The organism is Streptomyces polyrhachis (genome assembly GCF_042663125.1).
In the GTDB taxonomy this organism is placed as follows: domain Bacteria; phylum Actinomycetota; class Actinomycetes; order Streptomycetales; family Streptomycetaceae; genus Streptomyces; species Streptomyces polyrhachii.
Window position 1 is genome coordinate 86352 of the sequence record NZ_JBHSZO010000003.1, and the last position, 12634, is coordinate 98985.

General features: G+C 67.6%; 15 protein-coding genes, 1 tRNA gene and 1 pseudogene. 6 read left to right on the plus strand and 11 right to left on the minus strand.

Going from position 1 to position 12634, the window contains the following annotated elements; translation table 11 throughout:
* Positions 1-84: 84 nt before the first annotated feature.
* From ACFQLX_RS02690 to ACFQLX_RS02720, 7 genes are all read right to left on the minus strand, one after another.
* Positions 85-504, minus strand: a complete 420-nt coding sequence (locus tag ACFQLX_RS02690) for a hypothetical protein (protein ID WP_386411483.1) — start codon at positions 502-504, stop codon at positions 85-87.
* Between the two features lie 773 nt (positions 505-1277).
* The gene (locus tag ACFQLX_RS02695; RefSeq protein WP_386411485.1) at positions 1278-2132 is read right to left on the minus strand and encodes a hypothetical protein; all 855 of its coding nucleotides are present in this window, start codon (positions 2130-2132) and stop codon (positions 1278-1280) included.
* Between the two features lie 481 nt (positions 2133-2613).
* Complete coding sequence (locus ACFQLX_RS02700; RefSeq protein ID WP_386411487.1) at positions 2614-3270, minus strand: hypothetical protein; 657 nt, start codon at positions 3268-3270, stop codon at positions 2614-2616.
* 48 nt (positions 3271-3318) lie between these two features.
* On the minus strand, positions 3319-3660 hold the full coding sequence (locus ACFQLX_RS02705; protein ID WP_386411489.1) for a hypothetical protein: 342 nt from the start codon (positions 3658-3660) through the stop codon (positions 3319-3321).
* Positions 3661-3725: 65 nt separating this feature from the next.
* Entirely contained in the window at positions 3726-4016 is a 291-nt protein-coding gene (locus ACFQLX_RS02710; protein WP_386411491.1) for a hypothetical protein, read from the minus strand.
* Between the two features lie 117 nt (positions 4017-4133).
* Positions 4134-4703: a phage tail tube protein gene (locus ACFQLX_RS02715; RefSeq protein ID WP_386411493.1), complete on the minus strand. Its 570-nt coding sequence runs from the start codon at positions 4701-4703 to the stop codon at positions 4134-4136.
* A gap of 99 nt (positions 4704-4802) precedes the next feature.
* A complete protein-coding gene (locus ACFQLX_RS02720; RefSeq protein ID WP_386411495.1) occupies positions 4803-5204 on the minus strand; it encodes a hypothetical protein in 402 nt (133 codons plus the stop codon).
* A gap of 344 nt (positions 5205-5548) precedes the next feature.
* Between ACFQLX_RS02720 and ACFQLX_RS02725 the strand changes: the two genes are divergently transcribed.
* The gene (locus ACFQLX_RS02725) at positions 5549-5755 is read left to right on the plus strand and encodes a hypothetical protein (RefSeq protein ID WP_386411497.1); all 207 of its coding nucleotides are present in this window, start codon (positions 5549-5551) and stop codon (positions 5753-5755) included.
* 67 nt (positions 5756-5822) lie between these two features.
* On the opposite strand, the gene ACFQLX_RS02730 is transcribed toward ACFQLX_RS02725, so the two are convergent.
* Positions 5823-6338, minus strand: coding sequence for a hypothetical protein (locus ACFQLX_RS02730; RefSeq protein WP_386411499.1), 516 nt, complete (start codon positions 6336-6338; stop codon positions 5823-5825).
* Positions 6339-6590: 252 nt separating this feature from the next.
* Here ACFQLX_RS02730 and ACFQLX_RS02735 point away from each other — a divergent pair, with 252 nt between their 5' ends.
* Entirely contained in the window at positions 6591-6890 is a 300-nt protein-coding gene (locus ACFQLX_RS02735; protein WP_386411501.1) for a WhiB family transcriptional regulator, read from the plus strand.
* Positions 6887-7456, plus strand: a complete 570-nt coding sequence (locus ACFQLX_RS02740) for a hypothetical protein (RefSeq protein WP_386411503.1) — start codon at positions 6887-6889, stop codon at positions 7454-7456. Before ACFQLX_RS02735 ends, ACFQLX_RS02740 begins: the two co-directional genes overlap by 4 nt.
* A gap of 226 nt (positions 7457-7682) precedes the next feature.
* Here ACFQLX_RS02740 and ACFQLX_RS02745 read toward each other — a convergent pair whose 3' ends face one another.
* A complete protein-coding gene (locus ACFQLX_RS02745; protein ID WP_386411505.1) occupies positions 7683-8117 on the minus strand; it encodes a helix-turn-helix domain-containing protein in 435 nt (144 codons plus the stop codon).
* A 228-nt stretch (positions 8118-8345) separates the two neighbouring features.
* Here ACFQLX_RS02745 and ACFQLX_RS02750 point away from each other — a divergent pair.
* A pseudogene (locus ACFQLX_RS02750) lies at positions 8346-8549 on the plus strand (flavoprotein); the annotation flags it as partial.
* Between the two features lie 320 nt (positions 8550-8869).
* Here the strand turns inward: ACFQLX_RS02750 and ACFQLX_RS02755 are convergent.
* Positions 8870-8943: transfer RNA gene (locus tag ACFQLX_RS02755), tRNA-Gly, on the minus strand.
* Between the two features lie 439 nt (positions 8944-9382).
* Here ACFQLX_RS02755 and dcd point away from each other — a divergent pair.
* Both dcd and ACFQLX_RS02765 read left to right on the plus strand, forming a co-directional pair.
* The gene (gene dcd / locus ACFQLX_RS02760; RefSeq protein WP_386411507.1) at positions 9383-9958 is read left to right on the plus strand and encodes a dCTP deaminase; all 576 of its coding nucleotides are present in this window, start codon (positions 9383-9385) and stop codon (positions 9956-9958) included.
* 156 nt (positions 9959-10114) lie between these two features.
* Positions 10115-11632, plus strand: coding sequence for a ricin-type beta-trefoil lectin domain protein (locus tag ACFQLX_RS02765; protein ID WP_386411719.1), 1518 nt, complete (start codon positions 10115-10117; stop codon positions 11630-11632).
* 97 nt (positions 11633-11729) lie between these two features.
* On the opposite strand, the gene ACFQLX_RS02770 is transcribed toward ACFQLX_RS02765, so the two are convergent.
* Positions 11730-12614 carry a Yip1 family protein gene (locus ACFQLX_RS02770; protein ID WP_386411509.1) on the minus strand — a complete coding sequence of 295 codons (885 nt, stop codon included), beginning with the start codon at positions 12612-12614 and terminating at the stop codon, positions 11730-11732.
* Between the last annotated feature and the right edge of the window lie 20 nt (positions 12615-12634).

Here is a 12634-nt window from a genome sequence, read left to right on the forward strand (position 1 = left end):
TCGATTGAGGGAGGCAGCTGCCACCCCCATGCTTCGTGCGAGATTCATAGCTCTCCTTCATAAAAGTTGATTATTCAGACTCGATTAGGCGGCAGCCCGAGCGGCCGCCCGAATTTCAGAAGTGAGAGAGTGAATTGAACGGACAAGTCCCATCGCCTGCGACTGCATCTCTTTCATACTCTGAATATCAGCCCGAGTAACTGGAAGTGGAGTTCTCTCCGGAATTTTTCGAACCATAATTTTCCCCTCCACTTGCTGCCCTCCAAATTTAGAAAGCAGGGCTGGCTTGATGGCGGAGAAGTCTGTGACGAGTGCCACGATGGCAGCTGCGACAGCCACTCCCAGCATCTCCCATTTATGATCAATAATAGGCTTGACTGCCTTATCGAGACCCACCACGGAGGACCATACTTCTGCCCGACTGGGCGGCTTCGTAAGTTCCGCCTTCACTTCTTCAACCAATTTTCTGGTTTCGCGTATTTCTTTTTCCATCTCGCTGGTCACCGAAAGCTCCTAATATTTTATTTGAATTTATGATTCCCACAAGAAAGCAGGCTTGGGCAGAATTGGGTACTGAAATTTTTTAATGAACTGGGCAGATTCGAAACATCTGGCGCCGGCGTCGAAATAAATATCTCCAGCCTCGCTGACTTTCGACACCATGGTCAGGACCGTGCGGTCGCCAGTAGCCGGGACCACAGGAGTCTTACCCACCGGGGCCCAGGTGGTGCCTGCGTGATGGTCCGATCTCAGCGCGACCTCGTCCCCGAATTAGATCTGCGTGCCGACCTGCGCAGCTTCCTCCCATATCTCAGCGAACCCGACTTTCTTCCAGGCTGCTACCCGAGCCTCGTCCTGCCGGATGGCCCGCTAGACCTGCCGCTGCGGAGATAGCCCCCTGATCGCACCGACCCGGGCAATGGTGAAGAAGATATCGAAATGCTTCTCGATCGCACGGCGCACCAGTTCATACATCCACAATGCGGCCTGAAAGCCATGTATACACAGATCGATATCCCTAATCACTGCAATGAGTTCCGCACGATGGCAATCGGTCAGCTTCGAATATAGAATCCGTAGATTTACTACGCATCCTCCGATTCATCGCCAAACGGCGGATATTCCTATAAATCGGCATGTCTCGCTCAGTGGCCACTCCCAACACCCATGGACATAAATCCTGCCATATTCGGCCAGGGTTCAACCAAAGTCCGGCCAACTTAAAATCTACTTAATGCAATTAAGAATCTCTTTAATAAATCAAGGAAATGCAGATTCTAGTAATCCTCGGGAAAATGAGTCGTCTGTCGAACTTCCCAAGGGGTGCCATATTTATTATCCCCCATTACTCTCTCCATGCGCACGCTCGCCCAGATGATTACGACTGCGCCAACCAATGCGATCGGCATTTCTAGTTGTCGAGGGCCAAGGGAAATGAGCGCCGGCATCTGGAAAATGACTCCAATTGCATACTGCGCCAGGAAAAATGGGCGGATAGTTGATCCATATTTGGCATATCGGCGAGTTGTTAGAGTTTTTCGATCAGAATCGGTAGCCTTGAGACTTGCGGGACCTTGGAGAAGATCACGGGCCACTTCTCGATCGATCTCCCCCCAGACCACCTGCCCGCCGTCGGCCACAACCGCGGCCGGAATCGCCCCTTCGATAAGTTTCCACCTAGTGGGCATGCATATCCAAGCAGGATGGCCGGCGCATTCGATGCCGAATCGCAGCAAATGCATCCGGGATACTCCTTGGGCGTACCCAAGCTCCAAAAGTTCCACCGGATCTACACGGATCCGCGAATCGTCATCGGATAGAACATTCAAGTAACGAAAATGCGTTACGTTCAAGGCGCCTGGTTTAGCACCTCGCTGAATATGACTATGCCAGCGCGGCCGACCCACCCTGACGCGCAACGCATAAACACTACCCTGCGCTGCGTCATCAAGCAGTACTCGCGGACGATCCACCAATCGTCGGCCCAGCAAACCACGGAAGACAAGGACAATCGGAATGGCAACCACGAACATCCAGAACACCACATACCCGGGACCGTAACCAGTACGGGTTCGCCCAGCCATGAAGCTCAAGGGCAGCGCCAGCACTACCAGAAGAGCTGCCGCCGCCAAAGCCCACTCATGTGGCGGAGGACTAAGCCGGCCCGGCACGGGTGGCATCTCGACAGGCGCAGGAACGGGAAGGGAGCCATACTCCGGAGCTGCGATGCTGGCTACAGTCCAGGCCATAGTGAAGATGCCAGCTGCCGCAAGCAGCCACAGCAAACCCCAGCGCGGCGCCGTAGCGTACGCAGTCGCCAGTAGCGCTGCATAACACCATAGACACGCTAGGGCGCCTCCCCCGAAAAGTCGGGTCCAGATCGTTGAGCAACGCAAGGTGCTGTTCTGCATGCTCCGATGCTGGCACCGTGGACGGTCACCCGGTGATCGCGATGCGCTTTCGTGATGTCCTGGTTCATCGCGCCAGCACCGTGCAATCGCCGATCTTCCCTCCCGGCCGGCGACCTTGGCCGATCCGCGTGCCAGCACGAGAGGCATCACCCATTCGTGAGCGTGCTCCCCGTGGCCTGCCCGGCGGTGCGGACCTCGATTCTCACGCCGTCTCGTATGTCCCGCTGATGCGGAAGAAGCTGCCCGAGTCCTTCGCCCATGCCGAGCCCAGGACCCCTGTGGCGCCGATCTGGCCCAGGGCGGGGGTGCTGGTGGACGTGGGGCCCCAGACCGTGAAGCCTGTCGCGCCGGAGGTGGAGGTGAGCTGGGCACTGACCAGGGCGCGCCCGCCGGTGCTGGCGGCGTTGCCGACGAACTGCACCAGGACGCCCGTCGCTCCCGCCGGCACCGGCAGGCCGAAGGTGTAGGCGCCGCTGCCGAAGGCGGTCGTGGAGCCCATGGCCAGGACGAGTTGGAAGTGGCAGGTGTTGCCGACGAGGGCGTAGCGGCCCTGAAGGGTTCCGTCGCCCAGGGTGGGGTTGGTGGTGGCGGCGGTCCAGGTGGGCGTGTACGCCGTCCAGACGCCCGGGGAGATCCACGCGTTGCCGTCGTAGATCGTGAGCAGGGCCGAGGTGGTGAGCCAGGCCACCATCCCCGACACCGGGGCCGTGATCTTCGCGTCCCGTGCCGCCGCGTCCGCGAAACGCAGCACCGTGCGGCCGTCCGCCGCGTCGGCCAGGGCCTTCAGATGTGCCGGGAGGTCCGCCACGTCCGCGGGGGCCGGATAGGGAAGGGAACTCAGCGGTGTGTACGTCGCCATGGATGATCTGGTCCTTTCGGATGCGGATTGCGGGCAGCGCGGCGCCCGTTACGAGAAGAAGACCGCGAGCTGACCGGGCGAGGGCAGCGCGGGCGTGCCGTCGGCCGGCGACTCAGCTGCCTCGTCGTCCTGCCCGTCCATCCCCGGTCGCGGCACCGGCTTGGGGTAGTCCAGCGGCTCGGCGTCCTCGTCGCGGTGGATCGTCGCCGTCATCCAGTTGGCCTCCGCGAGGTGGTCGACGGCCTGGGCCAGCAGGTAGTCCGTCAGGGACCACTCCGCCGTCTCCCCCTGTGTGGCGCGGGCGACCGCGCTGTCGCGTGGCAGGTGCCGGACCAGCACCGCGAGGCGGCGTGAGGACAGCCGCCCGCGGTGCCAGTCGAGCAGGTCCACGCCGTAGTGGCGGAGCAGGTCGGCTTCCAGTGCCTCGGCGTGTTCGTCTACGAACTCGCCGAGGCTCAGCCTTCCCCCAGGCCCAGCCCACTCTCCTTGCCGTACGCCTCCAGGATCGCCGCGATGTCCTGCATCGTGACCTCGTGCCGGTTGAAACGGTGGAACTGCCGCTCACCGAGGAGGAGTTCCAGCAGGCCGTCCACGTCGTTGTCGTCGAGGTCGCGCAGCTTGCGGGCGGTGGAGCGGGTGAGTTCGGTGGGCAGCTCGAAGACATCGCCGTCGAGGGTGAACGTCCAGGAGCGGCCCAGGGCCTCCTGGCGCTGCGCGCGGGCAGCGGCTACGTCGAATCCAGACATGGTGCGCGGTCCTTTCGAAAGGGGTGGGTCAGGTAGGTACGTCACAACACCGCTGTGGGCCGGGGCGGCGTATGCCCCGGCCCACAGCGGCGCCGGCCCCGAAGAGCCGGCGGAGGGTTACGCGTAGGCGCCGTCCTTCATCAGGATCGTCGCCAGCGGCGTGAGGTCGTCCACCGCCAGCGCGGTGAAGGTGACACCGAGCTTCACCGCACCGGTGCGGCTCAGCGACAGCTCCTCGGTTTCGGTGACCTGACCGCGCGGGACGACGAAGCGGTAGCGGACCGCGGTGCCGTCGTTGAACTCGATGCCGAGCGCCCGCTCGTCGGCCTTGGGGTTGCTGGCGAGGCTGTACTTGTACTCGCCGGCCGGGACACCGGCGGTCACCGCGTCGCCGCCCATGAAGAACGGCAGGGTGTCCTTGTTCAGCTGGAGCAGCTGGAACTTCACGGTGAGGTCGCGGTCGGAGTAGATGAACCGGGCGGCACTGACGGACTGCCAGGTGTCGACCGGGTCGATCTTGTCCTTCTTGTTGAACTTGATGCCCTCGGTGGTGGTGTAGCCCAGGTCCCGCCACTTGGTCGCGTCCCAGGCGATCGCGGTGTCGGCCGGGGCGGCGGTGCCGGCCGGGGCGACCAGGATGCGTCCGGTGCCGGCGACGCGGATCTCGTTGCTGTTGTTTCCTGCCATGGAAGTGCTCCTTCGAAGAGTGCTTGCGGATATGGCGAAGGCCCCGCCGGTCGGCAGGGCCTGTCAGAGGTGAGCGTGGTGCTCAGGTGGGACGGGTGCTCAGGCGGGACGGATGTGCAGCCTGATCGTGGCCAGGTAGCGCTTGGCCGCCGAGCGGTTGTAGTCGGGCAGCCAGCGCGGCCCGTCGGCCTCGTCGAGCTGACTGACGTACGCACCGCCGTAGGTGGTGCCCGGAAGGTCGAGTAGCGCGGAGCGGGCGGCGAGCGCCAGAGTGTGCGCCGTGGTCTTGTCCGGGCCGTAGACCTCCAGGTCCACGAGCGGCAGGTCGAGGTGGAGGTCGTCCACCCAGGCTCCGCCGGCCCGGGAGACCAGGATGGCCTTCTGGGTGCCGTCGAAGCCGGCGGGCGGGACGCTGTCGACCGCTGCGCCCGCCACCTCGCTGCGGACCTTGAGGAAGTCGACGACGAGTCGTTCGACGTCCGGAAAGGAAATACTGCTCACACAGGGTCCTCTCTTGACTCCGTTGAGTGCAGGGGCTTGGGTTGCCCAGGGGAACCACGAAGCGGCAGGTCCGCGGCCCCGGTCGGGGGCGCAGCTCCGCCGCTGCTTCGAAGTGTGACGCACTGCGTGCGAGCGCGCAACTTAAGAATCGATCCCGACATGTTCGAATATTAGTTCGACGAAACCTCTATGCTGAGTCCCCGATCCGCGCAGCCAGCGCCGACGGGAACAGCTGCGAACTGGCACGGAAGCGGGTGGGGTGGATGACATCGGAGGATGGCGAAGTGAACGCGGCGGCGGTCCGGGGCCATGGGGCCGCCGGGGCAGGTCCGGTGGATCAGCGGTTGCGGCAGCTCCTGGCCGGGCTTCCGCACACTCCTTCCGACGAGCAGCTGGAGCGGCTGGTGGACGTCGTACGGGCCGAGGTCGAACGGCGGGAGTACGCCGCGTACGCCAGCGGCTGGCAGGACGCGGTGGAAGCGCGGCGCTCGTCCTCCGGCGGGGGCGACCGGACCGCGGGTCTGCGTTTGATCGCCGGCGGATCGCACTGAGGTGCCGTAACCCTGGGCCCCGTTCGGCGGCCGCGGCGCGCTCGGATCCGCACCCCCGGCCCCGAGGTCAGGCGCCTTCCCCGTCCTCGGTGCTCCGGACGTCCCGGTGCTCGGCCCCGCAACCCTCTTCCCCCGCCCCCTGCCTGTCCGATCGACGGCCGGAAGGGGGGCGGTGCGGCCGCAGCGGCGGGATGTCAGGCGTCCGCGAGCCCGACGGTTTCACGTCGAAGACGGGCTTGGACCGTTTCGGATCGGAACCACCCGCATCCTCGTCCGGGCGGCGCGGGAACGGCAGGACCGTGGCGGGATCGGCCTCCTCCGCCTCGAACACCAGTCGCAACCTACCCACTTCGGCGGACATGCGGGCCCGCTCCAGTGCCGGACGGAGATCCCTCTCCGCGTCCTGCCAGCCGCTCGCGTACGCCTGGTACTCGCGGCGCTGCAGCTGTGCGCGCGACAGGACGACCACCTCGTCCGGCGAATGCGCCTCCAACAGTGCTTCCAGCTCACCGCGGAGCGCCTCAGGGTCCGTCTGCGGGACACCCTCGGTGTCACCCTCCCCGACGCCCTCATAGCCGGACATGCCTCTCCCATCCTTGCTTCGACACGTCCCGGCTGCAGTCGGTCGACCGGGAGGGCCGGGAGGGGGGCTGCCACGTGAGGGCGGCCCGGCCGCTCGCCATCGTATAGCGCGATCAGCTGGAGCAAGCCTTAGATAACGGCTGTTAGCGCAGGTCAGGGCGGGGGAGTACTCACAGGCCCATAGATTGCGCTCGCGCGCGCAATCTGACATCGTGCGTATGGACAACGAACCTCTGGATCCACGGAGCGGCCCATGCCCACATCCCCGTACCGCCCGAGCCGAGTCGACCTCGCCCCCGGTGAACACACCGACTGGCAGACCTCCGCCGCGTGTACCGGCCTCCCGCCGAGCGCTGTCTTCGCACGCACCGAGCGCGAGGCACTGCCCGCCCTGCGGGCGTGCGAACGCTGCCCCGTGCGGGCCCGGTGCGAGGAGGTGGTGGCACCTGCGGAGAACTGGTTCGACGGCGTGAGCGGTGGCCGGTTGTGGCGCAACGGGCGGCCGGTGCAACCGAGTTCCGCCACGCACGCAGCTCTGGAGGTCGCCGCATGACGGACGCCGCCTACTGGCTGAACACCCTGCGCGATCAGTTCCCCACGCTGATCGACGAGTTGGCCCCCGCCGGCCGCTCCGCTTCCACGCCGCGCGGCATGCCGGGCCCCGCCACCCCGTCCCGTACGACGGTGCCGCTGCGGCTGCACGTCTCCGACGCGATACGGGACATCACCGACGGCGTGGTCGAGTTGGAGGAGGCGGTACGGGACAAGCTCGGCCTCGGACGTGCCGGCCAGGCACCGGTCCCGGTACGGATCGGGCGGATGGCCGCTCTCCTTGCCCAGGTGGCCGCGCACCCACTGCTCGCCGAGCACGTACGCGATGAGGCGCGGCGGATGGCCCGGCGGTGCTCACGTGCGCTGGGCGGGTCCGAGCCGATGCTCACCGCCGCCGGGCGCTGCCCGTGGTGTGACTCCGTGTCGCTGCGGGTGTTTCCGGAACGGGGCTCGACGCTGTGCATCAACCCGGGGTGCCGGTGCGACCGTGCCGACTGCGACTGCGGTACGAACCCGGCGCAGCGCCATGAGTGGCCGCTCGCCCAGAACCCGGAGGTGTCACGCTGATGCTGATCACTGGAGCGGCGGCGGCCAGAGAGGTGGCCACTACGCCGGCGACCATCCGGAAATGGGTGCAGCTCGGCCGACTCGCGCCAGCCGGTCGTCAGGGGCGGGCGGCGCTGTACCGGCTGCAGGATGTGTTCGCCGCGGAACGGGCAGCCCGCGGTATGCCCCGGTGAGGACTGCCCTGCGGGGCGCCGGGTGCGCGGCGGACCGTCGGCCCCGGCAGGGCTCAGCGCACCCGGCGCCCCGGTGCCTTTTCCGCCGCGGTCGGCAGGAACTGGCTCGCCACCTTCACGAACATCTCCCGCTGGCTCTCCGGGATCCCCAGCAGCACCGCCGCCTGCTCAAGTGTCAGCTCACCGCCGTACTCGACAGGCGGAGGCTTCTCGCCCGCCTCCGGCAGTTCCTCGGCGGTGAGCTGACCGGAGCGGATGAGCATGTCGCGCACCGGCACCTTCAGCGCCCACGCCAGCCGCCGCATCGTCTCCAGATCCGGCAGGCTCTGCCGCTGCAGCAGCCGGGTGATGGCAGCGCGGTGCACGCCCGCCTCATCCGCGAGACGGGACTTGCCGCCTCCCCGCGGGCTGTCGATGTCGTAACCGCGTTCGCGGAGCAGTTGCTCGATCCAGGTGGCGAACCCGTCAGGGTCGTGTGCGGTCGCCATTGCCCTCCTCCTTCATGGTCCCCCCAGTCATCCACATACCCTAGCGTGCTTTCGCGCAAATAATTACGTGCACGCGGACGCGAAACTTACCGTAGGGCAACCAGCACCAACCGTAGGCGGAGCGCTGTACGCGAGGGGGTCCCCGAGCGCCGCGCCGCCCTCTGGATCGAGACCGCCTGCGCCTGTGCCCAGCAGGGCCGCCTCGCCGACGGCTACCAGGCCCTGCGGATCACCGTCCCGCCGTACGTGAAAGCCGCCATGGCCGCACACCCGGCGTACGGCCGCAGCCTGGACCAACTCCGGGAGATGGGCGTCCTGATCGGGTCGTACGAGCCGCACCTGCCGAAGGCAGGCGGCGGAGCCGACCTCTCCTGGTGGGAGGAACTGCTGGAGCTGCTGGACGGCGGGATCGAAGGATCCTCCGGACGGTGATCGAAGGTGGATCCCTCGGGGAGCACGTAGGGCGACCTGTGCGTAGGCGCTCTGGAGGTGGACGAGGGTCTGCTCGGCTGCCACCTCATGCTGGGCGTGCTGGTGGGTGCGATGCCAGTGCCTCGCGAACGCCACGGCGATGAGGACGGCGTCGAGCAGCATCGCCATTTGAGACATCGGGCGTCGGCGTGGCACAGATGGCACGCCACGGCACCTCTGAGGTGGGCTTTCGCGCGAGATGGGGCACGCGGAGGGCACGGCGGGCCCGGAGAGGTCTAGACAACAGAGGAGCCCCAGGTCGCTGACCTGGGGCTTTGTCGTGGAGCGGGTGACGAGAATCGAACTCGCGCTCTGAGCTTGGGAAGCTCATGTTCTACCATTAAACTACACCCGCGTCGATGAGAGGTGTGCCTCTCGTCGTCCGCACACTCTACCCCATCACCTCGGGGAGGCCGAAGCCTCTTGCCCGGGGGTGGGGTTTTCCGTTGCGTGGGAGGGCTGGGGCGGCGGGGGCTACGGGCGCCTCCCGGGCGGGAGTTGGGCGTTAGGGTGGATGGCGGTCCAGGGGCGGGCCGGGTGGGTTTGAGGGGATGTATCCCGTAATGTGGCGGCCTCCGGCCTCGCGGAAGGGACCCCATCTTGACCGAGTCGACCGTCGTTCGTTGTGCCGACGGGCACGTGTTCAGCACCCCCTCGCTGCCCATGCAGCGGCTCGGGGCGGGGCGGATCGGGCCGGGGCGGCTGGTGCGGTGTCCCCGGTGCGGGCGGTTGCGGCAGGTTGTTCCCATCGCCCGTCGCGCGGGGTAGCGGCGGCTGCGGCGTATCCTCGTGGGGTGCTGCTCTCAGACAAGGACATCCGGGCCGAGATCGACTCCGGGCGGGTGCGGATCGACCCCTTCGACGAGGGGATGATCCAGCCCTCCAGCGTGGACGTGCGACTCGACCGCTTCTTCCGGGTGTTCGAGAACCACCGCTATCCGCACATCGACCCCGCCGTCGAGCAGTCGGACCTGACGCGGCTGGTGGAGCCCGAGGGCGACGAGGCGTTCATCCTGCACCCCGGCGAGTTCGTGCTGGCGTCCACGTACGAGGTCATCACGCTGCCCGAGGACGTCGCCTCGCGACTGGAGGGCAAGTCCAGCCTCGGGCGGCTGGGGCTGCTGACGCATTCCACGGCCGGCTTCATCGACCCCGGCTTCAGCGGGCACGTCACCCTGGAGCTGTCCAACGTCGCCACCCTGCCGATCAAGCTCTGGCCCGGCATGAAGATCGGCCAGCTCTGCCTCTTCCGGCTCAGCTCGCCCGCCGAGCACCCCTACGGCTCGGCCAAGTACGGCTCCCGCTACCAGGGTCAGCGCGGGCCCACGCCGTCGCGGTCCTTCCTCAACTTCCACCGCACGCAGGTCTGATACGCGGGCCTCCCGCCTCCCTTACGTACCAACCACCCCTTGCGTACTGCTCTTTCGGGTTTTCTTTGAATGGTCATGGCCATGGCCATTCACATCGGTGCTGACTGCACGTACAACTCCCGGGTAACCCATGGGCCGTTGAGGGGAGACCTCATGATGCGCAGAGGGAGCGCGCGGCGGATCGTGTCCGTCGTCGCGGGAGTGCTGATGATGCTGTCCGGCGGAGGTGGTGCGGTCGCCGCGTCGGGGAGCGACGGGGGGCGCTCGGCCGCCGTCGCGCCGCTGCGGGGCGAGCTGGAGGGGCTACGGGCCGCGCAGGCACGGGAGTTGTACGGGAGCAGCGGCGTCCTGCCGCTGGACGAGCGGCCCACCTCGCTGGTCTCGCTCGGCGACAGTGAGATCAGCGGTGAGGGCGTCGGCACGTACGAGGCGGGGACCGACGGGCCCGACAACTGGTGCCACCGCTCCCCCCAGGCCGCCATCCACCGCACCGGTATCGCCGCCGACGTGACGTACAACTTCGCCTGCTCCGGCGCCTACACCGGCAATATCCGCATCGGCGGCGTCAAGCAGTACGCCGACCAGCCGGTGCAGAGCGACAGCCTGGCCGTCGCCGCCCGCAACACGCGCGTGAAGATGGTGCTGCTGGTCGCCGGGGCCAACGACGACCTGCAGTTCGCGCCGGTGATCACCGACTGCGTGACCCGGTGGTTCCTGCTCCAGGGTCCCTGCGAGGCGACGTACGGGCCCGGCTGGCAGTCGCGGGTGGACGGGCTGCTGCCCAAGGTCGAGGCGACGATCGGCGACCTGCGTACCGTGATGCGCGGCGCCGGGTACGCGGACGGCGACTACAAGCTCGTCGTGATGGGCTACCCCGGTCCGCTGAGCCCGGACTTCGCGGACAACCCCGCCTTCCCCGGCAAGCTGATCGGCGGCTGCACCGGCTACACCTCCGACGCCGCCTGGGGCCGCAACAGCGCCGTGCCGCTCTTCGCCACCGGCGTGCGCGAGGCGGCCCGGCGCAGCGGCGCGGTCTTCCTCGACAACTCGCGGCTCTTCCACGGCCACGAGGTCTGCATGGAGGACGCCTGGGCGCGCGGCCTCAGCGTCGACCTCACCCACCCCTTCCCGCCCGACTCCAACTCCGTGCGCCAGTCCTTCCACCCCAACGCCCGCGGCCACGGCGCCTTCGCCGCCTGCCTCACCGCCGTCTACCAGTCCGGCCTGCGGGAGGCCGGCTGCTTCGACCCGCTCGGTACGGGCACGCCCGTGCTGCGGGCCGGGGCGTGGGACGACGCCCTGGCCCCGCTGCGGGGCGCCGCGACCGGCAGCTGCGTGGACGCCCTCGGGGCGGCCAGCGCCAACAACACCGGTGTGGGCGGCTGGGGTTGCCACGGCGGGCGCAACCAGCTGTGGTGGCACGATCCGCAGCGGGGCACGATCCACAGCGGGCTGACCCACGACCGCTGCCTCGACGTGCCGGGCGCGCGGTACACGGCGGGCGCGGCGCTGGTGCTGTGGAACTGCCACGGGGCGGCGAACCAGCGCTTCGTACGGCAGGGCGAGACGCTGCGGCCGCAGGCGGCTGCCGGGCTGTGCCTGACGCTCGCCTCGGCGACCGACCGGGTGCGGCTGCGGGCCTGCGACGGGTCGGCGGGGCAGCGGTTCTCGTAGCCCGGCGTGGAAAAGCGGCGTGAAAAAGCGGTATGAAGAAGAGGGGCCCTCCCGGACTCCGGGAGGGCCCCTCTCGTACCTCTCGTACCCAACTCGGCTACAGCGTGCCCAGCTTGATCAGGAACAGCAGTGCCAGCAGCTGGATCGAGCTCGCCGCCAGCGCGCGCGGCCACGGCAGGTCGTGCGACCTGGCCGTCATCAGGGTCAGCAGCGCGCCCGCCACCACCAGCGTCGCCCAGCCCACGGCCTGCACCGGCGTCGCGTCGCCGCCCAGGAACATCGCCAGGAGGAGGCGGGGCGCGTCGGTGAGGGAGACGATCAGCATCGACAGGCCCACGGTGGGCGCCCAGGTGCCGTTGCCGCCGAGCTGGCGGGCGAGGGTGTGGGTGACCACGCCCAGCAGCAGGAAGCCGATGAGGACGAAGACGCAGGTGGCCAGGACGTACGGCACGGAGGTGGCGAGCGTGGAGTTGAGGACGTCCGTGCGGGCCTCCTCGAAACCGAAGATCGCCAGCACGCCGTAGAGGAAGGTGACGGTCAGCGCGGGGCCCCACAGGGTGTGGTCGCGCATCTGCCAGAAGGTGCGGTCGGGGTGGCGGACGATGCCGCTCAGGAGGTCCTTCCAGTGCAGGCGCGGGCCGGCGGGCACGGGGGCGCCGCCGCTCTGGTAGGTCTGGCCCTGCTGGTACGGGGCCTGCTGGTACGGGCCCTGCTGACCGTGTGCCTCCGGGGAGTAGCCGACGCCGTAGGGCTGGGTGTGCCCCGGGTTGTCGGACCGGTGGGGGCCGCCGGCGAAGTACTCCGGTCCGCCCTGGGCGCCCTGACCGCCCGGTCCGCCCTGCCACTGCCCGCCCGGGGCGCCGTGGGGGCGCTGGGGCGCGCCGTATCCCGGGGTGGGCCCCTGCTCGTACGGGGGACGACCCTGACCTTGCTGCCGTGCGCCGTGGGGGTTGCGTCCACGGCCGTTCCTGAATCCAGCCACGTATTCGAACGTACCTGGTC